This window comes from Streptomyces sp. F001, from assembly GCF_004187715.1.
Taxonomy (GTDB): domain Bacteria; phylum Actinomycetota; class Actinomycetes; order Streptomycetales; family Streptomycetaceae; genus Streptomyces; species Streptomyces flavusporus.
On sequence record NZ_QZWF01000007.1, the window covers coordinates 220,357 to 243,364 of the forward strand.

General features: G+C 68.1%; 21 protein-coding genes, 1 tRNA gene and 4 pseudogenes. 15 read left to right on the plus strand and 11 right to left on the minus strand.

Translation table 11 applies throughout. The features are described 5' to 3' along the window. Positions 1-102: 102 nt before the first annotated feature. A complete protein-coding gene (locus StrepF001_RS45745; protein ID WP_165396364.1) occupies positions 103-564 on the plus strand; it encodes a transposase domain-containing protein in 462 nt (153 codons plus the stop codon). Further along, a complete protein-coding gene (locus StrepF001_RS25650) occupies positions 557-1,747 on the plus strand; it encodes a transposase (RefSeq protein WP_165396365.1) in 1,191 nt (396 codons plus the stop codon). Before StrepF001_RS45745 ends, StrepF001_RS25650 begins: the two co-directional genes overlap by 8 nt. A 390-nt stretch (positions 1,748-2,137) precedes the next feature. Here the strand turns inward: StrepF001_RS25650 and StrepF001_RS25655 are convergent, their stop codons facing one another. The 4 genes from StrepF001_RS25655 to StrepF001_RS25670 form a co-directional block, all read right to left on the minus strand. Then, complete coding sequence (locus tag StrepF001_RS25655) at positions 2,138-2,974, minus strand: hypothetical protein (protein ID WP_129800578.1); 837 nt, start codon at positions 2,972-2,974, stop codon at positions 2,138-2,140. A gap of 407 nt (positions 2,975-3,381) precedes the next feature. Next, complete coding sequence (locus StrepF001_RS25660) at positions 3,382-3,690, minus strand: hypothetical protein (protein WP_129800579.1); 309 nt, start codon at positions 3,688-3,690, stop codon at positions 3,382-3,384. A gap of 4 nt (positions 3,691-3,694) precedes the next feature. After that, the gene (locus StrepF001_RS25665; protein ID WP_129800580.1) at positions 3,695-4,006 is read right to left on the minus strand and encodes a hypothetical protein; all 312 of its coding nucleotides are present in this window, start codon (positions 4,004-4,006) and stop codon (positions 3,695-3,697) included. Further along, positions 3,996-4,547, minus strand: a complete 552-nt coding sequence (locus StrepF001_RS25670; RefSeq protein WP_129800699.1) for a bifunctional DNA primase/polymerase — start codon at positions 4,545-4,547, stop codon at positions 3,996-3,998. The genes StrepF001_RS25665 and StrepF001_RS25670 overlap by 11 nt, the downstream gene beginning before the upstream one ends. 413 nt (positions 4,548-4,960) lie before the next feature. Here StrepF001_RS25670 and StrepF001_RS25675 point away from each other — a divergent pair, with 413 nt between their 5' ends. Further along, positions 4,961-6,208, plus strand: coding sequence for a hypothetical protein (locus tag StrepF001_RS25675; protein ID WP_206306946.1), 1,248 nt, complete (start codon positions 4,961-4,963; stop codon positions 6,206-6,208). A gap of 17 nt (positions 6,209-6,225) precedes the next feature. Here the strand turns inward: StrepF001_RS25675 and StrepF001_RS25680 are convergent, their stop codons facing one another. Then, positions 6,226-7,155 (minus strand): aminoglycoside phosphotransferase family protein, encoded by a 930-nt coding sequence (locus StrepF001_RS25680; protein ID WP_129800582.1) that lies wholly within the window; start codon positions 7,153-7,155, stop codon positions 6,226-6,228. A gap of 107 nt (positions 7,156-7,262) precedes the next feature. Between StrepF001_RS25680 and StrepF001_RS25685 the strand changes: the two genes are divergently transcribed. Then, positions 7,263-7,333: transfer RNA gene (locus StrepF001_RS25685), tRNA-Arg, on the plus strand. Positions 7,334-8,346: 1,013 nt separating this feature from the next. Then, positions 8,347-8,637, plus strand: coding sequence for a pentapeptide repeat-containing protein (locus StrepF001_RS25695; RefSeq protein WP_240797678.1), 291 nt, complete (start codon positions 8,347-8,349; stop codon positions 8,635-8,637). 70 nt (positions 8,638-8,707) lie between these two features. On the opposite strand, the pseudogene StrepF001_RS25700 reads toward StrepF001_RS25695, so the two are convergent. After that, positions 8,708-9,214 (minus strand): annotated as a pseudogene (locus StrepF001_RS25700) (site-specific integrase); the annotation flags it as partial. A gap of 32 nt (positions 9,215-9,246) precedes the next feature. On the opposite strand from StrepF001_RS25700, the pseudogene StrepF001_RS25705 reads away from it, so the two are divergent. From StrepF001_RS25705 to StrepF001_RS25735, 6 genes and pseudogenes are all read left to right on the plus strand, one after another. Next, positions 9,247-9,618: pseudogene (locus tag StrepF001_RS25705) on the plus strand (transposase); the annotation flags it as partial. A 110-nt stretch (positions 9,619-9,728) separates the two neighbouring features. Next, positions 9,729-10,742, plus strand: a complete 1,014-nt coding sequence (locus StrepF001_RS25710; protein WP_129800585.1) for an IS110 family transposase — start codon at positions 9,729-9,731, stop codon at positions 10,740-10,742. A gap of 267 nt (positions 10,743-11,009) precedes the next feature. Continuing rightward, a pseudogene (locus StrepF001_RS25715) lies at positions 11,010-11,472 on the plus strand (IS5 family transposase); the annotation flags it as partial. 127 nt (positions 11,473-11,599) lie between these two features. Beyond that, positions 11,600-12,388: a tetratricopeptide repeat protein gene (locus tag StrepF001_RS25720; protein WP_206306947.1), complete on the plus strand. Its 789-nt coding sequence runs from the start codon at positions 11,600-11,602 to the stop codon at positions 12,386-12,388. 236 nt (positions 12,389-12,624) lie between these two features. Continuing rightward, positions 12,625-13,278, plus strand: coding sequence for a response regulator transcription factor (locus tag StrepF001_RS25730; RefSeq protein WP_129800587.1), 654 nt, complete (start codon positions 12,625-12,627; stop codon positions 13,276-13,278). Between the two features lie 547 nt (positions 13,279-13,825). Continuing rightward, positions 13,826-15,685 carry a protein-arginine deiminase domain-containing protein gene (locus tag StrepF001_RS25735; RefSeq protein WP_276322841.1) on the plus strand — a complete coding sequence of 620 codons (1,860 nt, stop codon included), beginning with the start codon at positions 13,826-13,828 and terminating at the stop codon, positions 15,683-15,685. Positions 15,686-16,100: 415 nt separating this feature from the next. Here StrepF001_RS25735 and StrepF001_RS25740 read toward each other — a convergent pair whose 3' ends face one another. Further along, positions 16,101-16,748, minus strand: a complete 648-nt coding sequence (locus StrepF001_RS25740; protein ID WP_129800589.1) for a TetR-like C-terminal domain-containing protein — start codon at positions 16,746-16,748, stop codon at positions 16,101-16,103. 173 nt (positions 16,749-16,921) lie between these two features. Here StrepF001_RS25740 and StrepF001_RS25745 point away from each other — a divergent pair, with 173 nt between their 5' ends. The 3 genes and pseudogenes from StrepF001_RS25745 to StrepF001_RS25755 all read left to right on the plus strand — a co-directional run bounded on the left by StrepF001_RS25745 (position 16,922) and on the right by StrepF001_RS25755 (position 18,758). After that, positions 16,922-17,704 (plus strand): SDR family oxidoreductase, encoded by a 783-nt coding sequence (locus tag StrepF001_RS25745; RefSeq protein WP_206306943.1) that lies wholly within the window; start codon positions 16,922-16,924, stop codon positions 17,702-17,704. Between the two features lie 248 nt (positions 17,705-17,952). Next, positions 17,953-18,117, plus strand: a pseudogene (locus StrepF001_RS25750) (SDR family NAD(P)-dependent oxidoreductase); the annotation flags it as partial. Between the two features lie 170 nt (positions 18,118-18,287). Further along, entirely contained in the window at positions 18,288-18,758 is a 471-nt protein-coding gene (locus StrepF001_RS25755; RefSeq protein ID WP_240797679.1) for a GNAT family N-acetyltransferase, read from the plus strand. A gap of 82 nt (positions 18,759-18,840) precedes the next feature. Here StrepF001_RS25755 and StrepF001_RS48290 read toward each other — a convergent pair whose 3' ends face one another. Further along, the gene (locus tag StrepF001_RS48290; protein ID WP_129800590.1) at positions 18,841-19,239 is read right to left on the minus strand and encodes a DUF6083 domain-containing protein; all 399 of its coding nucleotides are present in this window, start codon (positions 19,237-19,239) and stop codon (positions 18,841-18,843) included. A gap of 259 nt (positions 19,240-19,498) precedes the next feature. Here StrepF001_RS48290 and StrepF001_RS25765 point away from each other — a divergent pair, with 259 nt between their 5' ends. Then, positions 19,499-20,164, plus strand: a complete 666-nt coding sequence (locus StrepF001_RS25765) for a hypothetical protein (RefSeq protein ID WP_129800591.1) — start codon at positions 19,499-19,501, stop codon at positions 20,162-20,164. Between the two features lie 66 nt (positions 20,165-20,230). On the opposite strand, the gene StrepF001_RS25770 is transcribed toward StrepF001_RS25765, so the two are convergent. The 3 genes from StrepF001_RS25770 to StrepF001_RS25780 all read right to left on the minus strand — a co-directional run bounded on the left by StrepF001_RS25770 (position 20,231) and on the right by StrepF001_RS25780 (position 22,840). Next, complete coding sequence (locus StrepF001_RS25770; RefSeq protein WP_240797680.1) at positions 20,231-21,073, minus strand: methyltransferase domain-containing protein; 843 nt, start codon at positions 21,071-21,073, stop codon at positions 20,231-20,233. Positions 21,074-21,422: 349 nt separating this feature from the next. Further along, complete coding sequence (locus StrepF001_RS25775) at positions 21,423-22,430, minus strand: DUF6745 domain-containing protein (RefSeq protein ID WP_129800701.1); 1,008 nt, start codon at positions 22,428-22,430, stop codon at positions 21,423-21,425. Between the two features lie 83 nt (positions 22,431-22,513). Beyond that, positions 22,514-22,840, minus strand: coding sequence for a hypothetical protein (locus tag StrepF001_RS25780; RefSeq protein WP_129800592.1), 327 nt, complete (start codon positions 22,838-22,840; stop codon positions 22,514-22,516). Positions 22,841-23,008: the final 168 nt, after the last annotated feature.

The following is a 23,008-nucleotide window of genomic DNA, read 5'->3' on the forward strand; positions in this document are numbered from 1 at the left end:
TTCGCAGGTCACACAAGGGAGTTGAGAAGGTCCTGCCACGGAGCAACGGAGCTCGTTGGTACAGGCAGTCGTCCAAGACAGCTTGTTGCCGAAGGAGCTCCGTTGCCCGGTCATTGTGTCCTGCCGTCGCCGCTGGCGACCATCACCCGTACGGTCACTGTGGCCGCGGGCCGGTTCGCGCCGGGTCATCTGGGGGAGCTGACGGCGATCGTGCCGTTCGAGCTGGTCGACGCGGTCTTGTCGGAGACGAGGGTCGTGCAGCGGCGGCTGCGGGATCTGCCCTCGCGGGTCGGGGTCTACTTCCTGCTGGCGATGTGCATGTTCCCCGAGGTCGGCTACCGGCTCGTCTGGGCCAAGCTGACGGCCGGCCTGTCGGGGATGCCGGTTGTCCGCCCGAGCACGAAGGCACTCCGTGATCTGCGCCGCCGACTCAGGCAGCGCGCCGGTGCGTGCGTTGTTCGAGGTGTTGGCCGGGCCGTTGGCCCGGCCAACCATGCCGGGAGTGCGGTTCGGCCCGTATCGGACAGTGTCGTTCGACGGCTGCAGCTCGATCAAGGTGCCTGACAGCGAACGCAACCGGGGCTGGCTGGGGCGGTGCCCCCACGGCGGGTATCCCCAGGTCGAGCTGATGACGCTGGTCGAGACCGGCACCCGGGCCGTCATCGCAGCGGTTTTCGGTCCCACCCGGGAGGGTGAAACCTCCTACGCCACCAGGCTGTTGCACCATCTGAGCCCCGAGATGCTGGTGCTGTGGGACCGGGGCTTCGACAGCAACGACTTCCTCACCGCCGCGCACGCCACCGGCGCACAGGTCCTGGGCCGCATCCGCCAGCGCCGCCGCCCACCAGTCCTTCAAACTCTCGCCGACTCCTCCTACCTCTCGGTCATCGGCGGCGTCCCGGTGCGCATCATCGAAGCCCAGGTGAGTATCACCTGCACCGATGGCAGCACCTTCGAGGGCTCCTACCGTCTGGTGACCACGCTCCTGGACGCCCGCCGCTACCCCGCCGACCGCCTCGTGTGCCTGTATCACGAGCGTTGGGAGCACGAGAGCGCCTACTACGCCTTGCGCCACACCATCCTGCACGGGCGTGTCCTGCGCTCGCACGACCCGGCCGGCGTCGAGCAGGAGGTGTGGGCCGTGCTCGCCCTCTACCAGGTTCTGCGACGCACCATGGTCCAGGCGGCGGAGTCCCAGCCAGGCACCGATCCCGACCGCTGCGGGTTCACCGTCGCCCTCCAGACCGCCCGTGACCTGCTGGTATGCGCGGAAGGAGTCTTCGAGCAGGGCACCGGGGAGATCGGCCGACGCGTCCTGTCGGCGCTATCGCCCGCACGCCGGGGCCGCGTCAGCACCCGCAAGGTGAAGTCCCCCATCTCCCGCTACGCGGAAAGGAAACTGGACGGCCGCCCCGACGCCAGCAAGACCGTGACCTCGACGGTGATCACTCTCCTGCCGCCGCCGGCGCCGGAGCCCGCACTGCCCACGACCACGGTCCCCCAGTACGTCGGCCCCGGCCAGAGCAGCAACCGCATGACACGTGTCCTGGCCATCCTGCAGGCAGAACCCGAACGGCTATGGCGCTCAAGGGAGATCGCCGAACTCCTCGGCGACGTCACCCTCGTCGCCACCTATCGACAACTCGCCCGCTGGACCGAGAAGGGAATGATCAAGAGGGTCCGCACCGGGCGCTACGCGGCAGTCACGCGGGAAACGGCCCCCTTGCGTGACCTGCGAAAACGCTAACTACCCGGCCTTGGGGAAACTTCACGAGCCTGCCACCTTCGTCATGTGACAGATCATCCCCTGATCGGTGCACCGAGGCGATCTCAATACGCTCGGCGTTAGCCCCAAGGGGCGCGTACAGCAACGGGGTACAGCAACCACAGCAACCGCCCCCACCCGGTAGCGTCCCTCAGGGGCTGCGATGCGACCGATATGACTGCCGCCGACCGATCCACATAGAGCTACGGATCAGAAGGCGTCTGACATCCACGGCTGACATCAACGACGCCAGACGGGGGCTTACAGGGAGGGCTCAGGTACTTGATCCCCGCAGGCTGAACCCTCTCTCGCGATCACCGCCGTTGAGCACATGCCGATGGACAGCGCGGTGCGAGGAGTGCTGCGGCTGAGTCACCCCTCAATGGATCGGAAGTCGTCACTACGAAAGAAATGAGCGTCCAGGCGGCTTGTGGGGAACGCGTACATGCGGTCCGTGAGCATGCGGACGAGGAACTCACCCAGACCGCAGTCGTATCGCTCCCAGTCACCGTACTGGCCGACGAGGACGGGCCAGTCGTCCGGATCGGCCGTCCCGGTCTGCCAGACGAAGTCGAACTCTTGCTCCGAGGATCCCCATCTCAGAAGCCCGTCCGGCGCCGGATAGCCCTCGCTCTTGGCCCAGTCCACGAGGTCCATGCCCCGGGCTCCGGGGACAAGGAGGTCGACGTACTCATCGAAGCCGCCCGGACCGAACAGGTCGACGATCTCCTTGTAATCACTCGGCAGCGAGGTGCCCAGATCGGCCTCGACGGCAGGCCAGTCGACGGCCGGCTGCGGCACCGGTTCCCATCCGGTGAGGATGCACAGCTTCTCGGCCCAGGAGGCACCCTCGGGGAACCCGGTGACCGCAGGGTCCTCACGATGGGCAATCACCACGACCACGCGCTCTCGGTGTGAGGTGACGACGCTGCCGCAACCGATCCAGTGAGACCTGTAGGCCCAGCCCCGCATCTCGAGCAACTCGTCCCCGAACGTCTCAACGAGCGGCAGCCCAGTGCGCTCGGTGAGTGACGGGTCGGTGAAGCCGTCCGCGGCGAGATTGCGTGGCCTGCCTGCCCACCGGCTCACTTCGGCAAGCAGTTCCTTCAGACTCGTGCCCTCCGGGGCCTCAAGAATGACCGGTGGTCCGCCCGCAACCGATGAGTCGATGATCTTCCAGATGGCGGCAACCACTTCCGAATCCCCCATGGGACTCAGTGAACATCACGCCACTGACAGCCTGGCTCGCGCTGCAGACATCAAGTCAACGGCAGGGGTGAAAGCAGGCGCCACCGACGAGGCCACAGCCCGACCGTTTGCCCAGGTCAGTGCCCGAATCGGCCCCAAATGATCGCAGCTTCCCCAACTGACGTCCTCTCGTGCGGGTCAGAGACGAGCGTCCCCGCCACCGCGCGTTTCGGTCTGCCGCTTCGTCCGGGCTGCGGCGCTGGGGCGCCGGTCCCGGCCGAGCGGCAGACCGACAGCGGAGGAGGCATGGCACGCAGCAAGTGGCCCCGCACATCGATCGCCGGGGGTATGACGATGTACGGGGCCCACCGACCGTTCGCGGGAGCATGCTCGAACCGCAACCGGCCGGGGTCTGTCAGGTGAAGTGATCAGGCAGTCGCCGGCTCTTCCGTCAACGCATCCGTGGACATCGCCGTCTCCGCCGCGAGACCCGACACGATCAGTTCGGCCAGTATCAGTGCTGCCTCCGGCCGGATGGTCCCGAGGCGTACCAAGCCGTCGCCCAAGACGTTCACGTCGGCCGTGAGGCCAGGGAAGTCCGACTCCAAGCCCAGGGCGGTCAGTTGTGCGGCCAGCGCTCCGGCGCTGCGTCGAGCCTGCGCCCAACCGCGGACGTACGGAACGCCAGGCATCAGGTTCTCGGCGCGCTTGGCGACGACTCCTCGCCGGTCGGTCATGACCTCAATCCTCTCCTGCACGATGCTCGGTACTGGCCTTGCTGCTCTCCTCAAGACGCTGCAACCCCGAAGCCAGCGCCAGCCGCAGCAGCTCCGCCAGTCGCTCGGCGGTGGTCGGCGACACGCGCCCGAGTTCGACCAAGCCGTGTCCGAAGGCGTTCAAGTCGGCTCGCAGGTAGGGGAAATCCTTCTCCATCTCTGCGCGGATCAGGGCATCCCGCAGGGCAGTCGTGGCGTTGCGCGCGGCGTACCAGCCGTCGCTGTCCAAGGGCGACCAGGCAGCAGCGTCGTGCCGGTCGGTGGTGTCATCCCGCATCGGTCGCCGTCCCCTCGATTGCGGACAGAGCGAGGGCAGCCGCAGACGGGTAGCGCTTGCCGTACCGGTCCACACGGGCGAGCAACTCTGCAGAGGCTACGAGCATGGTCGCCAAGGCCACCGGCCGGAGCGGGTTCGCCATCGGGCGCCGAGTCGGCGCGCGGAGCCACTCGTAACGGTCGCCGGACATGGGCATGGGCCCCGGGACGACGACCACCGAATCGCGGCTCAGGTAGCGGCACGGGGGTGGTGCTCCCTCCTCCTGCGCAAGGTAGTGGACGAAGGTCTCCTGGCTCTTCGAGCCCAGGAAGAAGCCCACGCGTCGGGCCTTGTGGTCGAGCACCGTTGGCCCGAAGGGCAGCCCACGGCGCAGCAGTTGATCGAAGGTCTCGATCCCGATGCGCTGGTCGACCGTCACCACGTCGAAGAGGCGGCCAGTCGGCAGCATGTACGGTGCGCGGGGGTCGTCCGCCCAGGTGGCCCGGCACGCCGCCGGATCGTCGGCCGCCGCAGAGAGCCATTCGACGCCCCTCCTGGTCATCCTCTGCACGTCATCTCACCTCAGTCAGACTCAGTTGCGGCTGCGATGCCGCCCTGTGTCCAGACTCGGGCTCACCACCCTGGCCAGGGCAGATGACGAGAGGTGACGGGGGATGACGCGTCACGTGTGCGCGCGTCATCCCCCGTCATGTGCCAACCGCCCCCGATCTCCGGTTACTTGCAGCGCTCAGCGATGAACAGCGCGTACATTCGGTCGTAAGGTCAAAGAGTCGCGCGTCCCAGAAGTCGCATCTGTGCACCGGTGGGGAGGGAACGGTCACGTCTTCGATGGAGCCGACCAGCGTTCGCTTACGGCAAGCCCGTGTGGGCCGAGGCTGGAGTCAGCCGCGGTTGGTGCGCGAGCTGCGTCAGGCTGCGATGCACCGTGGCCACCAACTCCCGTCGGACGCGAGCGTGAAACGCCGAATCGCCAGCTGGGAGAACGGGCACAGCACACCGGACGACTTCTACGGTCCATTGCTGTGCGAGGTGTACGACCTCAGCGCCGCCGAGCTCGGGCTGAACCACGAAGGCGAACGGGACACGGGGCTCTTGGACGCCGGCTATCCAGCGAGCCCCGAGGGCGCCATCGAAGCAGTTGGCCAGTTGTGGCGCGCAGATCTCAACCGGTACGAGCCCCTGCTCCAGGCCGAGCCGTCCGAACCCGCGTGGAACGAAGCCTCGCTCCGGTGGCTGGTGGCGCCCGAGCCGGCCGTTCCCCGGCAGCGTCGGGACGGGATGCGCGTCGGTCTCGGAGACGTGGCCGCCATCAAGACCACCGCGGACATGTTCGCCGAGTTGGACGACCGTTTCGGTGGCGACCATGCTCGGCACGCGGCCATCCAATACCTCAGTACCGAGGTGACACCGCTCCTGCGCGGCCAGTACACCGAGCAGGTCGGCCGGACCCTGTTCTCCACCGTGGCGGAAGCAACGCTTCTGGCCGGTTGGATGTCCTACGACGCCTGCCGCCACGGCCTTGCACAGCGGTACTTCCTCCAGGCTCTCCGGTTGGCCCAGGATGCCAATGACCGTCGGCTCGCCGGAAGCATCCTGTCCGCCATGAGCCATCAGGCGACGTTCCTCGGTCACTACACGCAGGCCGCGACGCTTGCCCGCGCGGCTCTCATGCGCATCTCTCCTGTGGCCACGCCGACGCTGCGTGCCCAGTTCCACGCCATGGAGGCCCGCGCGCTTGCCCGAACCGGCGACGTACGGGCCTGCGAAGCCGCCTTGAGCTCGGCCACGAAGGCGCTGGAAGGCCGGAACCACGACGACGAGCCGGAGTGGATCACCTACTTCGACGAAGCTGAACTTGCCGCCGAGGCCGCCCACTGCTTCCGCGACGTCAACAGTGCCCGCCAGGCCGTCACCCACGCCGAGAACGCCATGAGTGGCAGCCACGTTCGGAGCGACTTCTTCGCGACCATGGTTCTGGCCGACGCCCACTTGCGCACCGGCGACGTCGAGGAGGCCTGCCGTGTGGCACTCGATGCGCTCGATCTGGGAGAGCAACTGAAGTCGGCACGATGTGTCAGCTACCTTGCCGGGTTCCGACAGAACCTCGCAGCGATCGGCAACACCACGGACGTACAGTCCTTTACCGAGCAGGCCAGAGAGCACAGGCTGTGGATCGTTTCCGGCGATCACATCAGTGCCTGAACGCAGTCACCGTGCGTTCAGAACGGACCCCACTCCTCTCGGCCCTCCCCGGTACGGAGGGACCGCACCCGCCGAGCGAATTCGGCGGCAGACCGCTCGCTGGTCGTGACCTGGTGACCGAGCCACGCAACCATCATCAACTCACGCAGGTCCGCAAGCGTTTCATACCCGGGCCAGTTCATCAGGTCGAAGCCGTACCGGTGAACGAACTCCGCGTACTCCGCCTTTGTGTGCCAGCCATACCTGTCGTAGAAGATCGCCGTCTGGATCAGGTCCCACTCGCGTGAGGCGAGGGCGAAGCCGTCCAGGTCGATGAGCACAGCGTGCCCGTCCCGATGGCGGAGGACGTTCCCGATGCTGGCGTCACCGTGGATCATGCCGAAGGGAAGGACGAAGTCCAGCCGGTCATAGTCCTTGGCGACGTTCGCCGCTCGCTCTTCCAGGAACGTCCGGTCCTCACCCGAGATGCCGTCCAGCCCTTCGAGAGACGCCGCCAGCTTGGCAAGCGGGTCGAAATACGGCAGGCCCAGGGATTCAGGTTCCTCAAGCCAGTGCAAGCGCCGTAGGAGATCGGCCAGCTCGCCGACCGTCGCGTACTCCTCGTTCTCCTGGACGCTCTCCCAGAAGGTGACCACCAGGCCGCCGACGACGAGCGGTTGGGTGCTTGACGCCGGCACGCGCATGGCCGGGAAATCCTGCGTACCAAGCCACCGGGCCACGCCCACGGCCCGTTCCATCTCAGCGAGCACCGACGGATCACGCGCGATGCGGACGATGACGGGTAACGAGGTCAGGCGGTAGACCGCGTTCGACCCGAGCCGCAGCAACTCGGCGCCGCGGGAGTCGAGTCCGACCGTCGCGCATGCCTCCCGGAGGACGGGCTCCAGGCCCTCCGCCGTGAACTCCGCGCCGCCGCCGTCAGATGCCCCGCTGCTGCCCGAGATCATGCTTCGACCATACGGGCCGGACCGACCGCCCGACAGGCCGCCCACGCAATACGGGCGTAATGATCTTGGTCAGCGGAGGCCGCACCGTCGCCTACTCCGCAGGTCAGGCCCCCAAAAGAGCAACGGTCTTCGATGGCCTCCGGAGCCGTGTGCGCAGGTTCGAATCCTGCCGGGGGTACTTCGCCTCAACCAGCACGATGATGCGGTTGACCAGCGCAGATGCCAAGCGTGAAGAGCGGGAACCAGTCTCACTGGGTCCCGCTCTTTGTCGTTGTTGCGCACTGATCGCGATAGACCTGCGCTAGAGGTCCGCAGTGGCGTCGCTCGCTGCCCATACCTCTCTGCGATGCCCCTCTTGTCGACCACCGACGTAGCACGAAATGATCAGCAACCGGTTCACTGCGACAGGGGGTGCTGTGGAGTTGCGGAGAAGAGCAGCTGATATGTGGGCCACCGGGGTCAGATGGAGTCGAAAGCAACGCTGGGCGGTGGCATTCTTTGGCGCCTCCCTCTTGATCTTGGGTGTCATATTAATAATCTTGGGGCCGGTTTCATGGTTCGTAGCCGGCAGAACTGTGGAGCGCCTTTCAGGCAAAGATCGCGCGGATGCGATCAACACAGTCCGCCAAACACTGCTCGCCGCCATAGCAGGAGCCACAGTTTTCGCCAGCCTCGCGTACACGGCGCGCACCTACTTGCTTTCGCGTCGCGGTCAGGTGACCGAGAGATTTCGGACCGCAGTCGAGAACCTTGCCTCGGATAAACTAGAAGTACGCTTGGGATCTATTTATAGCCTTGAGCACTTGCTAGCGGAGTCAGCAGTAGACCATGTAGCGGTCGTGAAGGTGCTAGCGGGGTTCGTTCGAAATAGCACGCACAGGGGTGCGATTCGCGACCCGGCAGCTTTACCTGAGGAACGCAATGGGCTCCAAACCGCACCCGATTGGGGAGTTGAACTCTCCGCCGACATACAGGCGGCGATGGAAGCTCTAGCACGTCGCCCCAAGCGGCAAGAACCCCGTCGCGTCGAGCTTCGTCATGCAAACCTTGCCGGACTTAGCCTGCGCCATTTCGAGTTCGAATCTCCGCCTCGCCTGGAGTGGATTTTCCTTACCTCGGCAGACCTTCGCAGAGCTGATCTACGAGGCGTGCACATGAAACGCACTATTCTCAACAATGCAGACATGTGCTATGCGTGGCATCGAAGATGCGCTATGTGAGCAAACACAGTTTTCCAGGGCTGACCTACGTCACGCCGTCCTGAAGGGAACAATCCTTACAGGGGCGAGTCTGGATGGTGCAGATCTCCGAGAAACCCACGGGCTTACGTCTAAGCAGCTTGCTGCAGCACGCATTGATGAAAAAACCCGCCTCCCTGACTATCTAGTTGGCGATCCCTGGGTTGCCGCCCGCCTGGCCGACTGCCGTGTGTGGGCGGCATGCGATCCACGTCTCTGTGCCCCGCCAACACCAGAGCCCTAGCACGTCCGGCATCTCCTTGGGTAGCGCCCGTGGTTGTCCCCAAACCACGGGCGCCCTACTGGTCGGCTAATCAGTCAGGGCACGCCAGCTCGGCCTCGATTTTCCTATTCATTGCTGCTTCTTGGCCGTAGATGCACCCTTCGTAGACCCGGTGAATCACTTCGGATGAGTTGCCAACTCTCCGGGCGACCTCAGCCACTGGAACGCCTGCGTTCAGCCACGTCGTAATGCAGGTGTGCCGCAGGTCGTATGGCCGCCCCCCGAGGATGGACGCCTGAAGGTTTGGTGGGAGCGCGTACTCCCGAGCGTCCCGCCACACGCGCCAATAGGCGCTACTGCCCACGAGGCCGCCGCCCCGCTCGTTCGTGAAAAGCCGCCCGTCCTTGGCCGTTCCGAACTCTTTCAGGTGGGCGCGAAGCATGGCCACGAGCAGCGGGGGGATCGGAACCGGTCGGTTTTCCTTGGCCTCTCTCGACTTCAGGCCGCGCTTGTCATGGTGCTCTCCGCTGTCTGTCCACTGCTTGCCCGACACGGGGTGTGTGTCGTGAAGCGTCAGAACGCCCCACCCTTTCTCCGGAGGAAGCAATCAGCCTTCTTAGAGGTCATCTCATTTGGGATGTTCGGCAGGCTCTCGGTGTGGGGATCGTTGAGCGGTTGGTGCCGGATGAGTTGTGGGAGTTGTTCCAGCGGGTGGTGCCGGGGGCGCCGACTCGTCCGCAGGGTGGTGGCCGGCGCCGGCACGGTGACCGGGAAGTGCTGGCCGCGATCGTGTTCGTGGCCACGTCGGGCTGCACGTGGCAGCAGCTGCCGCCTGCGTCGTTCGGGCCGTCGGGAGCGACGGCCCATCGGCGGTTCGCCGAGTGGTCGAAGGCCAGGGTGTGGGCGAAGCTCCACCGCCTGGTCCTGGACGAACTCGGCGCCCGCGGCGAGCTGGACTGGTCCCGCTGCGCGATCGACTCGGTGAACATGCGGGCCTTGAAAAGATGACATGCAGGAGGGGCCTCCCCAGCTCATGGGCTGACGCGCCGGTGCGGAGCATGATGCTTGGTGAGCCACTGTCTTCGGGAACGTGAGGAGACCCCGTCACGGCCATCGTAGGCGGGTTAGACGTACATCGCAGGCAGATCACCTTCGACTGTCTGGACAGCGCCACCGGGCAGGTCCGCCGGGGGCGGATCGCCCCCGCAACACGGGAGACGTTCCGGTGCTGGCTTGAGCAGCTGCCGCGGCCGGCTGTGCTGGCGGTGGAGGGCTGCACCGGCTGGCGGTTCATCGTCGAGGAGTGCCAGGCGGCCAGCGTGGACGTGCAGCTGGCGGAGCCGGCCGACACCGCGGCCGCCGACGGCCCCAAGCACCGGGCCAAGACCGACCGCACCGACGCCCGCAAGATCCGCGAGCTGCTCGCCGACGGCCGGCTGCCCCAGTCCTGGATCCCACCACAGCAGGTGCTGGAGATGCGCACCCTGCTGCGGCTCTACAAGGACCTGCGCGATGAGCACACCGCCTGGGTGCAGCGCATCCACGCCATCCTCTTCCACCACGGCCTCCCGGCCCCAGCCGGAAACCTGCTCGCCGACGACCAGCGGGCCCGGCTGGTGACGGCGGACGGCCTGTCGCCCGCCGCCCACCAGGCCGTGCTGACGGCCCTGCGCACGCTCGACGCCCTGGACGACGAAATGGCCCCACTGCGCCGCCAGTTGGGCACATTCGCCCGTAGGCAGCCCGGCTGCGCGGTGCTGCTGCAGCACTACGGGGTCGGGCCCATCACGGCGGTGGCCATCTGGGCGGAGCTCGGCGATGCGCGGCGTTTCTCCTCCTCCCGACAGGCCGTCCGGCACGCAGGGCTGGACGTGACCGTCTATTCCTCCGACGGCAAGCGCAGCCCCGGCCACCTCGCCCGGCAGGGGCCACCGCTGCTGCGCTGGGCGCTGTTCGAAGCGGCCAAATGCGCAGCCCGGCCCGGCGTCCCCGACTACGCCTACTACCAGCAGGTCAAGGAGCGGTGCGGCGGCAACCGGGCCGCGTTGTCGGTGGCCCGCAAACTCGTCCGCCGGGCCCACCACGCCCTGCGTGCACTGGGCGACGAGGCACTCATCCCGGCCTGACGTCCCCGGCACCCGGTGCGCGGCCTTGCCCGATGACTTCCACGATGCCCGCGGCCAGCTCCCGCAGGTCCCCTGCCCGGCGGCCTCGTGCCACCTGACGGCCTCAAAAGACCGAGCGGCCGCACCCCGTGAGCCCGACCCCATCGATCATCATGTCGCCAGACAACCCATCCAGGTGTCTGCGCACCGAGATAAGGCTGGGCCGGCCACGCACCACGCTGTCCATCACCATGCCCAGCCGGACTTGACCCGGCCCCTCCAACAGATAAGGGGGACCTGACAGGTCCGAATCCTGTCGACCGGGGCAAATACGGCTCGAAGATCCACCTGATCGCCGAACGGACCGGTCTGCCCCTGTCCGCCCGGAATCTCGGGGGCGAACCTGCACGACAGCCAGGCGCTGATCCCGCTGGTGAAGGGCATACCGCCGATCCGCTCCCGGCGCGGACGCCGGCGCCGCAGACCCGGAAAGCTCCACGCCGACAAGGGATACGACTACGACCACCTGCGGCGATGGTTACGCGGACGCGGCATCCGGCACCGCATCGCCCGCAGGGGCAGCGAGTCCTCCACACGACTCGGCCGCCACCGCTGGACCATCGAACGCACCATGGCCTGGCTCGCCGGATTCCGCCGCCTCCACCGCCGCTACGAACGCAAGGCGAGCCACTTCCTGGCCTTCACCAGCATCGCCTGCACCCTCATCTGCTACCGCAGACTCACCAAATGATATGAACCTTTAGGACGCAGGGGCTGCCGACCATCTCCTTGCCCCTTCGCAGAGCAGCCTGCGCAGCATCCGTATGCTCCCGGTCATGAGATTTTTCCGGCCGCGCGGCCGAAGCGACGCCCAACGAATGACGGGAACGCCTGTGGCTGAGGCCAAAGCCCTTTACGAAGCCGGGCGTTACGCCGAGGCGGAGGCCGAAGCCCGCGCCGTGGCCCGATCGCGGCCACGCGACGACGAGTACGCAGCGGTGGCGCTGAACATCGCCGCGATCGCGACGGGCGCCCAAGGCCGCCACGCCGAAGCACTCGCCACCTACGACGAAGCGCTGCCTGCCTTCAGCAGGATATTTGGAGCCGATCACTGGCTGACCCTGAAGCTCCGCTCGGACCGCGCCCAGCAGATGATCTCGCTCGGTCAGCACGCCGAGTGCGAGGCAGAATGTGCGGCCGTCGCCGAGGCCGCGGGCCGCGGTACCGGCCCGGAAATGTCACTCCTGGCAGCGGCCGCCCGCAATGGGCTGGTCTTCGCCCTCAATGCGCAGGGGCGCCACCAGGAGGCCGAGGCGCTCGCCCGCGAGGCCCTGGCCGCCTATCGCGCACGTGACCGGACGTCCCTGGTCCTGCGACTCGGCCTGGCTCGCAGCCTCAACGGCCAAGCCCGCCACGAAGACGCCCTCACCGAGGCGCAGGGCGCCGACAAGCTGTACCGCGCTCTGCCCGAATACCAGCGCCATCCAGATAAGGGCGCCGTCGAACTGGCCTTTGCGACTGCCCTGTTGGGGTTGCGCCGCGCTCCCGATGCCCGTCGTCAGGCTGCAGCCGCTCACGATGCCTGCCTGGCCTCCTTCGGCCCGGACCACCGCCGCACCGTCGAAGCCCGAACGCTGCTCGAGCACATCGACGGCACTCGACCGTAAGCGCAGCGTCCCCGCTCGGGGCGAGTCGCAGGCGCTCCCTGGGCAGCTCAACACGATCGCGGCCAGCACTTCCCGGTCACCGTGCCGGCGTCGGCCACCACCCTGCGGACGAGTCGGCGCCTCCGGCACCACCCGCTGGAACAACTCCCACAGCTCATCCGGCACCAACCGCTCAACGATCCCCACGCCGAGAGCCTGCCGAACATCCCAAATGAGATGACCTCTTAACCGGGCCCATCAGGGTCTTGCTGGCCGACGACGAGGCACTGCTGCGGGCGGCCCTGCGCCTCGTTCTGGCGCATGTCGACGACATCGACGTGGTCGCGGAGGCTGTCAACGGATCGGAGGCGGTCGATCTCGCCGCCCGCCACCGCGTCGACGTGGTGCTGATGGACATCCGCATGCCGGGCATGGACGGCCTCACCGCCACCGAGGCGCTGGCCGACCTGGCGCCGGCGGTCCGGGTCGTCATGCTGACCACGTTCGGCGAGGACCAGTACGTCACCCGGGCGCTGGCTGCCGGGGCCGCGGGATTCGTCCTCAAGGACAGCGACCTGCAGGAGATCATCCAGGCGGTGCGCGTAGCGGCGGGCGGTGAAGCGATCCTCTCCCCGCGTATCACCCGCGGCCTCATCGAAGCGCACGTGGTCACCAACGCGCGTCGGGCCTCCGAGGCCCGGCGGCAGGTGGACACGCTGACCGCGCGCGAACGGGACGTGCTGGCCCTGGTCGGACTGGGCCTTTCCAACGCCGAAGCCGGCAGAAGGCTCCACCTGGGCGAGGGCACTGTCAAGACGCACGTGCGGAGCATCCTGGCCAAGCTGGGCTGCGCCAACCGAGTCCAGGCGGCGATCCTCGCGCACGAGGCCGGTCTGCTGCGGGGAGCGTGAGCCGCCTGGACGGTTGATGCCGGCGTCGAGGTCCTGGCCGAGGCCGGTGACGAAAGCGTGCAGGGCGGGCACTGGTCCAGCTGCTGTCCTTGGCGGTTGTTCATCAACTCGGCGAAGGAACGGATGTGTTCGACGGTGCGGTTGAGTTCGGGGCAGCGGTCGAGGATCGTCTTGTGCCGCTGGGCCTGGTCGTCGAGGCGGTCCGAGGAGGGCGGCGAGACGTTGGCCGCGGGCGCGCTCCTGCAGACCGTCCTCTCCTGCGCGCCTTCACCGTCGGCCCCCTCCTGGCAACCGCACTGACTACCTGCGAGTTCACGCCTCCGCCCATGCTCACCGCACGCCCACCGGTATATCTCTCCCTCTCCAAAAGGGAGAGGTCTGCCATCAACCCCTCATCAACAAGGACGACTTCGCCCCTCACAGTCAACGCACAGCACGCTTTTCCCCTCATCCTCCTCAGCGGGGGCAACCGTTCGGAACGAAGGGAAGCGATGTGCGTACGAGAAGTGCTGGACGGGTGTTACTCGCCCTCACCACAACGGGAGCGGTGCTGGCACTCCCGGCCCCTGCGTACGCGGCCGAGCCGCTGCGCGTCGACCTGAGGGCGGACGTCAACCGCGACGGGCGGGTCGACCTCACCGATGGCACCGACACGGCCGGGGAGGACACCTGGTCCGTCGCACGGGGGGCGGTCTTCCTGCCCAACATCGACGACGACAGCAAGCGGTGCCCGACCACCGGCCCGGGCGGCCGCCCGCTCTCCGACGCCAAACTGGCCGCCTGCAACGACGCCTCCGACAAGAAGGTCAACGGCAGCGCCGACGCGGCCGACCTGGCCCGGGTGCGCTCGGTACCGATCAGGAACCTGCCGTCCGACGCCGAGGGCAGCGTCAAGGTCACCAAGGGCGCCGCGCAGACCAGGGTCTTCGTCAAGCGGAACGGCGCCTGGAAGCCGGTCACTTCGCAGACCCGGGTGACGCGGGCCGAGCTGCGCGCCGGCGTCGAGTTCGGTGTCGAGGGCAAGGACGTCATTCGCGACAGCGCGCAGTGGGACGGCCGCGTGGCGATCCGGCTGAAGGTGGCCTCGTCCGCCGGCACCGCCTCCGACAGCGTCACCCTGCGCGCGGCCCCGTTGCTCACCCACCACGCCCTGCAGAGCACCCAGCAGTTGATGGTCACCAAGGTCAGAGGCAACGACCCCTGGGCCAAGACGCAGCGGAAGTTCGTCAAGGAGCTGGAGAACGAGTCCCGCGCGGCCGGCATCACCAAGCCGCTGGTGACCTTCGAGAAGTACGGCGACATCTGGGCCCAGGACTTCGTCGAGCCGGCCTACCTCAACATGACCGGCCCGGACGGCAGGCAGCGGACGATGCGCGTCATGCTGCGTTCCGCCCAGGACAGGGAGGCGGGCCGCGAGCTCTACGAGAAGGTGCGCGGGCCGAACATCGGCGTCGTCCAGGCCAAGGGCCGCGACATGCAGCGCTGGGAGACCCTGAACTCCTTCGGCAACCTGGAGACCATTCCGCCCCACGCGCAGGGCGGCAAGTCGTTCCCGGCCGGCCGGATCATCATGGGCGAACGCAAGGACGGCAGCGGAGTGCGCCCCTCGAAGGAGATACGTACGCTGCTGAAGTCCCAGGGCCTGCAGGACCCGCTCCTGCTGGACACCTCGTGGCTGCACGTGGGGCACGTCGACGAGTTCGTGCAGTTCCTGCCGGCCGACACCCCGCGCGGCTGGCGGATCGGCGTCGCCGACCCCGAGGCCGGACTGCGGCTCCTGCGCGACGCGCAGCGGGGCGGCCACGGCGCGGCCAAGATGTTCTCCGTCCCGGGCTTCGACGGGGCGCAGGCCCCCAAGGAGACCATCGACCAGGCCCTCGCCTCCCGCCACCTGGTGGGCGACAACGAGATGGCGGCCAGGAAGATCGCGGCCAACCTGGGGATCCTGAAGCGGGAGACGGGCGTCACCGACGGGGAGATCGTCCGGGTGCCCGCCCTGTACACCCGGGGCATGGAGACCGGCGACGAGGGGACTCGAATGCCGCTGCTCCGCCGTCTCGGCGGCAGCGCCGCCACGGAGGCCGCCGAGACCCACGGCCAGCAGCGGTTCCTCGACCGCGCCGCCTCCGCCGCGCCCGCTCCCGGGACCGTCATGACCAGCGCGTACGTCCCCGGCGCCGTCAACGGCATCCTGCTCTCCCGCGACCGCTACCTCGCCCCGCGCCAGTGGGGTCCCGTCATCGGCGGCAAGGACATCTTCACCGAGGCCGTCACCGCCGCGTACACGCGCGCCGGCATGAAGGTGTCGTACGTCGACGACTGGTACACGTACCACGTCGGCATGGGCGAGATCCACTGCGGCACCAACACCCTGCGCGACGCCTCCGCCGCCTGGTGGAAGCCGTAACCACACCTCCCCGGACCGACCTGGGGTGATCACAGGGTCGAACCGGCATGCGGACAGGGCCTCTTGGCAGCTCAAAGGTTGCGGAACCGAACAAGCACCAGGAGGCCCTGTTGCCATGGGTGGCCCGCGCGGCGATCGACCGCGATCCTGCGGGCGGACGAGCTGGTGATCAGGAACAGCGCACTCGTGCCGCAGAGGAGGCTCAACGGCGACGAGACCTCCGCCGGAACTCGGATCGGGATCGCGGACGATCCGGCGCGCCCGCACGACCTCGTGCCCGCCAGCGGAACGCTGTCCGATGTGGTGCGCTGTTCGGTGTGCTCCCGCAGCGCTGAGAAGCTGCCGCACATTCGGGTCGGCGGTGGCGGTGGACAGCGCGTCCGGGCTGTTGGGGAGCACACCCGGGGGCCCGGGGCTACGGTGTGGGCGGCGCGTCGGTGCCGGCCGCCAGGGCCCGCAGGAGTGGCTTGGTCAGGATGGTCATTTCGGTGGGTGTGCGCGGGCATCCGCGCTGGAGCCAGTCGGTGGCCACGCCGATGAGTGCGCCGGCGACGAAGGCCGCGGGGACGTCGTGCGGGATGCCGGAGGGGTCCGCGGTGTCCGGCGGTGGGGCATCGTTTGTGGCGGGAAGCTGTCCGGAGGAGTGGGCGGCTGCCGTGGTGCGCAGGCGTACGTGCTCGATGACGCGGGCGCTTCCCGTCGGTCCGAGCAGGCTTCGGTAGAGACCCGCATGCTCGGCGAAGTGCGCGAAGAAGGCGGTCAGCGAGGGGTCGGGGTCCTCCGGGAATCCGGAGGGGTTGGCTCGGGCGGGGTCGAGGGCGAGGACGACCCCGATCAGGTCGTCGATCATCGAGGTGCAGGCGGCCTCGGCCAGTTCGTGCACGTCCTGGTAGTGGGCGTAGAACGTCGAGCGGTTCACCTCGGCCCGCTCCACGACGTCGGCGACGCTGATCTGTGAGAGGTCCTGCTCCTCGACGAGGCCGATCAGGGCGCCCTGCAGAGCCGCCCGGGTGCGGCGCACGCGTCGATCGCCCGGCGGGGCGCTGTTGTTTGTCGAGGTCATCCTCCGAGCCTACCTTCGCCCGCCCTTCTTAGCCAACACATGTTGGTTTATAGACTCATGTTGGAAAACAGACAGGTGTGGGTTAACGTGAACTCGGAACGGTCGCTGCTGCGGGCAACGGCCCTCATCCACGCCGTGATCCGGACGGGAAGCGGTGTTCTGCGCACACAGGAATGGGAGAGGGACATGAGGGGACTGCAGGGCAAGCGGATCGTGATCGCCGGGGTACCGCCGGGATCGGCGCGGCCACGGCCGAGCGACTCTCGGAAGAGGGCGCCTCGGTCGTCATCGGTGGCAGAAACCTCGACGCCGGGCAGATATTGGCCAAGCGTCTGAACGAGGCCGGCGGCAAGGCGATCGCGGTGAAGTTCGACCTCGCCGACGAGGACTCGATCCAGGCGCTCATCGACACGGCCGCCACCGAATTCGGCGGTATCGACGGGCTGTTCAACGTCGGCGCCGAAATCTCCGCCCAGCACCTAACCCGGGACAAGAACCTGCTGGAGATGGATGTGGCCGTGTGGCGGCGCACCTTCGAGGTGAACCTGTTCGGCTACGCCGTCGCCAGCCGCGCGGTCATCCCGCACCTGCTGGCCCAGGGCGGCGGGGCCATCGTCAACACCTCGGCGGGCGCGGCCTGGATCGGCGAGAGCGAGCGCCCCGCCTACGGGGCGTCCAAGGCTGCCATCAACTCGCTGGCCCGGCACGTCGCCTCCGCGTGGGGCAAGCAGGAAATCCGCGCCAACACTCTCGGGATCGGCGTGACCCTGACCGAAATCGCGCAGGAGCAGATCAGCGAGGAGTGGCAGGCCAGGATTCTGGCCACGATGCGCAGTCCGCGGCTGGGCAAGCCCGCGGATGTGGCCGCGACCGCCGCCTTCCTGCTGTCCGACGACGCGGAGTGGGTCAACGGGCAGGTCTGGGCGGTCGACGGCGGCCTGACCATCCGCGACTGAAACACCCCCTGACCGGGTGGCGTCGGCATGGCACCCGGTCCGGCGCGCGACCGCGACGCCATCCGTCGCCGGCCTGGCCCGGCACGACCGGATTCGGCCTTCACGTCACCGACGTGTTCTTCGGCCGCGTCCATACCGACGCCGCCGACCGGTCTGGCGCCCGGTCGACGCCTGAGCCCGGCCCGGGGCACCGCCCCGACCCACATGCCCACCCTCCGCATACCTACAGTTCAAGGAATTGGAGTGTCATGAACCTCAACCTCGCCAACAAGACAGCCGTCGTCACCGGTGCCAGCCGGGGCATTGGACTGGCCACTGTCCGGACCCTGATCGGCGAAGGTGTCCATGTCGTGGGCGCCGCCCGCACCATCACGCCCGAGCTGAAGGAGACCGGCGCGCATGCGGTGTCGGCCTAGGACCTGCCACAGGCGCGGCCACAGCCCGGCGTGCCAGTTCCGCTCCACATCGCCTGTGTCGAATACGCTTCGAAGACGTCCAACCCGGCGTCCTCGACAACTCGTACGTATGGGGCTCTTCACATAGGCCCGGATGGCGCAGCTGCCGGATGCGGAAGGGGTGTGGCATGAGATCCCCAGGCGTGCACCTACGGGAGATCACCGACGACAACCGGGATGCCGTTCGTGCCCTCCGCGTCCGACGTGACCAGAAGCAGTTCGTCGCCTCCGTGAAAAAGTCGCTCAAGGAGGCGGCAAAGAAACCGGAGGCCAATCCCTGGTACCGCGCCGTGTACCGCGGCGACGAGCCAGTCGGCTTCGTGATGCTGTCGTGGAAACCGCCGACCGGTCCATACAAAGGACGGCACTTCCTCTGGCGCCTCCTCGTCGACAAGCGGTACCAGGGGCGAGGGATCGGTCGAGAGGCGCTCCTGCAGATCGCCGCCCTGGTTCGTGCGGACGGCGCCAACGAGCTGCTGACCAGCTACGAGCCCGGCCAGGGCGAACCGTGGCCCTTCTACCAGAAGTTCGGGTTCGAGCCCACCGGGGAGATCGACGACGGCGAGATCGTTCTGCGGCTCACCTTCCCCGCTCGGTGAGTTCATACGGAAACGCGGATGGTTCTGACCTCCGGTGGTCACACGGCGAAAAGGCTGGTGGGCACCTGGAAGTCGATGCCCGTCAGCTGCATGGTCGCGCCAAGTGGCCGTTACCCGCATCTGGCCATTCCTCCGGAGGCTCTGGCGGCACCGGGGTAACTCGCCGCCCGTTCTCCGCTCGCAGCGTCGTCGACCACGGCCAAAGATCCGGCAGCGGTTGCGCCGAGCAGGCCAGCCGGTGCTCGATACGGCACCACTGCAACGGATCTGGCGGGCACACGCCGTAGACGGTTACCCGACTGTCGGAGAGCTCGATCCACCGATGCTCCGCCGGCACCATATGGGCCAGCGGAGTCATGTCCGGTTCCAACAGGAACCATTCCTGCTCAAGCGTCGCCACGTGAGCCTGCAGCAAACCGCAGTACGGGCAACGCAGCTGCCCACCCTTCGGTCGACGCGGCTCCCCCCGTAATAGCCCCATAACCCCAGAGTCGACAGCGCAGCGACTTCGAGCAGGGGTACCCCACTCGCCGCACCGGCCGGAAGCCCCACGTACGTCCCGTACGAGGGCTGCAGCGTGTCGATGTCTGCTGCGTCACTTGTGAACAGATGGCGGCGGCCTAGCTGAGCTCTGCTGATGCACCACAGGAACGATCATGGGCGTGGGCGGGATCTTGAAGCGTTGTCTCAGGTGAGCCGCGCTGTCCGCGGTCCTCGGGTCTGTGCGCTTGGATGAGCGGGTGACCGTTCATGATGTTGCTCGACAACTGCCCGAGATAGCAGTCCTCTGTGAGCACAGCCGCTCCATGGCCGTCCTGGAGGCGGTCATCAGCCCCGAGTGGGAGAACCGCTACCACTCCTTCGACGACCACTGGTCCGAGACGGAGGCGATGGCCTCGATGCGCAGCGGATCGGGCGACGAGTACTCGATCGTCTTCTCGCCCGCCGGCGCCTACGTCCGGGGGTTCGATCACGAATCGCCCATGAGCCCCTATGCAGAGGGCGGGCCATGGCCCGGAGTGCTCGACGAGGTTCCTGACGTCTTCCGGCCGTGCGTCGAGGAACCGGCGTTCTCGGACGAGGACGGGATGTCGCTCGTCACTGCGTGTATGTGGCGAGAGACGGGCGACGACGGTTGGAGAACGGGGACGATCGACTTTCCCGACGAGGCAACGGAAGATCCGGACGGCGCCGGATACCTCTTCCACCTGTTGGTGGATCGCTCGCCGGAAGCGTTTCAGCGATGGGCCGAGGACTACTATCAGGTCCCGGTCGACCTGGAGGCCGTTCGGCACGTCTTCTCTTCCCGTCCGCTGACCGAAGAGGTGGTCCGCACGTTGAACTCAGAGATCGTCCTGGCAGATCTCTCAGAGGACATTGCGGAAATCGGCTATCCGACGAGCTGAGACGTAGAGCAACGACGAGGCCTCCTGGACGCGATACCAGGGGGCCTCGGAAGCGGGCAGGGGTGCCTACTCGTACTCGCGGAGCAGATCCCCGATCCGCCGGTTGGCGACGTCCTGTCGTCCGTCGAGGCACAGCCGCCGGACGCGCAGCACGCCGGTCAGCATCGGGAGAGTGAACTCGCCGCGGGTGGTCTCCGGCCTGCTCGCGAGAAATGCGCGGATCCGCCCCAGTGTGGCCTGTTGTTCCTGTTCTGGCATGACCAGCACCCCCGCGCGCGTCGCGATGGTCGCGACGAGAGAGTCGGCGGTGCGGCGCTGCCCGTGTGGGAACTCGGCCTGCTCCGGCGAGCCGAACCGGGCGGCCACGCCAGTCTTGGGGAGGTGCATGTCGGCCGTTTCGGTGCGCCAGCTGGTGGGCGTGTCACGTGGGCCGATGGCCGCGCTCCCGCTGACCCGCGCGAGCCCGGCAACCCAGTCGACCTGGTCGTCCATGACGTTCCACAGGCCGGCCAGGATACCGCCGGGTGCGAGGACCCTGGCGATCTCGGGTCCCGCGACGGCCATGTCGAACCAATGCATGGCATTGCCGGCCAGCACGGCATCGACGGACGCGTCCGGCAGCGGTATCGCCTCGGCACTACCCGACAGGGCACGGACAGCCGGCAGCGAGCGGCACAGCTCGGTCAGCATCGCCGGGTCGGGCTCGACTGCAATGACTTCGGCGCCCAGCGCGACCAGCGTGGCGGTCAGCTTGCCGGTCCCGGCGCCGAGGTCGAGCACGCGTGGGCCGGGGGCGGACTCAAGCGCCCAGCGGACCGCGGTCTGCGCATAGTCCGGACGGTGCTCGGCGTATGCGACCGCCGCTGCGCCGAACGACGAGGCGTGAAGCAGCCGTTCGTCCTGTTCCATGCGGTGACGCTATCGGCGCTGTCGGTGGTCGGCTACCCCGTATCACCACCTCGGCGGCGCGTACGGAAGACCTGTCGCACCACCGCCGATACTGTCGGTGAGCAGGGCTTTCGCCTCCAGGTCGGCGACCCGGACCGCAGTTGGGAAAGGTGCGCATGATGCTCGTCGTGGGACTTCCAGTCGGCTTGGGCCTGCTCCGTCGCCTTCACCGCTTCGACCGCGGCCTGGTGATGGCGGGCGGGTGGGCGAGGGCGTCGCGGGTATGCGGTCGGTTGGGCCGCAAGCGTCCGTCCCACGCCTGCGCCCCGAGGCAGTCGCACCGCATCGACACGCACACGCCGGAGTCGGCTCAGGTCTCCCTCTCCGGCGCGTAGTCGGCCTCGTCCAGTCCGAAGGTCCAGGCGACGCCCTCCCGGGCGGTCCGGGTCCGCGGCGGCACCCGGAGCCAGTAGGTGCGGTGGGTGCCGTCGGGCTCCGGGGTGGAGTTGACGACCTCGACCATCACCAGAGGCTCGTCCCCCTCCAGTTCGATCCGCCACAGCACCCCGGTCTCGTCCCGCTGCAGGGGTTCGGCGCCGGACTCCTCCAGGTAGCGGTCGTAGCCGTAGTGCTCCAGCATCACGCGGCGCAGCTCGGCGTTCTCCTCCTCGCGTATCCGCCGCGGGGTCAGTGTGGCGAGCCCGTCGAGGAAGGCGGCGGGCACCGGCATGCCGTGCCAGGCGTGCAGCGCGAAGCCGTCGGGGAAGGCGAGCGCCGGGCCGTCCCCGCGGTGGAGCCGGCCCGCCTCGTCCCGGTGCAGTTCCACGGGGCGTTCGGTGATGACCGCGGTCTTCTCGTACGGCCACCACCAGCCTGCGGCGCGGGCGACCGCGGCGATCCCGTCGAGTGCCTCCCCGCCGTCCTGGCCGTCGAAGGCCGCCAGCCAGGCCGCGTCGTACTGTCCCAGGACCGCGTCGAGCAGCACCAGTCGGACGGTCTGCTCGCCACTCGGCACACCGGTCGAGGCCTCGACCACGCCCGTCCTGATGCGCTCGGTCAGACTGACCGTGCTGTTCCACAACTGAGCGCCTGTCAGGGTCCAGTGCTCGGCCCAGCCGGCCGGTCCGAGCCGGTCGGCGACACACGCTCGCGCGACCGCCCACGGCCGGGTGCGCACCTTGTCGCGGACGCTGCGGCCGGCCGCGCCCTCGGCCGTGAGCCGTGCGGCCAGTGCCGCGCCCTCGCGGGGCGAGCCCGCCCAGACGATGCGCTCCGGCTCGGGCAGACCCGCCAGCCGGTAGGCCAGGCGCACACCGCCCTCGGCCGCAGCGCGGTCCGCCGGGCCGGTCGCCGCCGCGACCTCGCGCCACCTCACCATCGTGTCCAACACCTTCGTGTCCATCGGCGCCGTTTCCATCGGCGCTTCCATCGGCGTCGTCATCGTTCCGCTCCCCCGCTGTCTCAGTCCGCCACGACGCGTACCGCGCCGGGCGCGTACTCACGCTGCCGCACCACCCGGTACCAGCCCTTCGGCAGCGGTATCGCCGCGTGCTCCTCGTGCACCACCCGTCCGCCGTCCGGGAGATGGAGGTAGGCAGCGCCGAACGGCCCGGCCTCCCGGACCAGAGTCCCCGGCCCGACCACCGCATGGGCGTGTCCGGTGACCTCGCCGAGTGCCAGCACGAGCCTCCCCCGCGCGTCCCGCGGCTGCCCCGGCAGCCGGTCCGTGCCCGGTGGCACGGCCGCCTCAGCCACGGGCACGATCAGGACGTCCCCTTGCCGGTACATGCATGTCTCCCTTCACCGCCGGCGCCTCGCCGACCGATGTCCACGACGCTACGCCGAGGGTCTGACAACACCCTTGGACGAACGCCCCCGGCCGCAACCGGGCAGCCCGCGAAAGGCGTTGTCAGAGGGGCTTGGTAGAACTCTTCGGGCCAGCACAGCGCACCGCGT

Coding starts and splice junctions, on each gene's coding strand:
- StrepF001_RS25655 (WP_129800578.1), bottom strand. CDS start 2,974: ATGGGGGATTCGGAAGTGGTTGCCGCCATCTGGAAGATCATCGACTCA.
- StrepF001_RS25660 (WP_129800579.1), bottom strand. CDS start 3,690: ATGACCGACCGGCGAGGAGTCGTCGCCAAGCGCGCCGAGAACCTGATG.
- StrepF001_RS25665 (WP_129800580.1), bottom strand. CDS start 4,006: ATGCGGGATGACACCACCGACCGGCACGACGCTGCTGCCTGGTCGCCC.
- StrepF001_RS25670 (WP_129800699.1), bottom strand. CDS start 4,547: ATGACCAGGAGGGGCGTCGAATGGCTCTCTGCGGCGGCCGACGATCCG.
- StrepF001_RS25680 (WP_129800582.1), bottom strand. CDS start 7,155: ATGATCTCGGGCAGCAGCGGGGCATCTGACGGCGGCGGCGCGGAGTTC.
- StrepF001_RS25695 (WP_240797678.1), top strand. CDS start 8,347: ATGCGTGGCATCGAAGATGCGCTATGTGAGCAAACACAGTTTTCCAGG.
- StrepF001_RS25720 (WP_206306947.1), top strand. CDS start 11,600: ATGACGGGAACGCCTGTGGCTGAGGCCAAAGCCCTTTACGAAGCCGGG.
- StrepF001_RS25740 (WP_129800589.1), bottom strand. CDS start 16,748: ATGACCTCGACAAACAACAGCGCCCCGCCGGGCGATCGACGCGTGCGC.
- StrepF001_RS25745 (WP_206306943.1), top strand. CDS start 16,922: ATGGGAGAGGGACATGAGGGGACTGCAGGGCAAGCGGATCGTGATCGC.
- StrepF001_RS25755 (WP_240797679.1), top strand. CDS start 18,288: ATGAGATCCCCAGGCGTGCACCTACGGGAGATCACCGACGACAACCGG.
- StrepF001_RS48290 (WP_129800590.1), bottom strand. CDS start 19,239: ATGGGGCTATTACGGGGGGAGCCGCGTCGACCGAAGGGTGGGCAGCTG.
- StrepF001_RS25770 (WP_240797680.1), bottom strand. CDS start 21,073: ATGGAACAGGACGAACGGCTGCTTCACGCCTCGTCGTTCGGCGCAGCG.
- StrepF001_RS25775 (WP_129800701.1), bottom strand. CDS start 22,430: ATGGTGAGGTGGCGCGAGGTCGCGGCGGCGACCGGCCCGGCGGACCGC.
- StrepF001_RS25780 (WP_129800592.1), bottom strand. CDS start 22,840: ATGTACCGGCAAGGGGACGTCCTGATCGTGCCCGTGGCTGAGGCGGCC.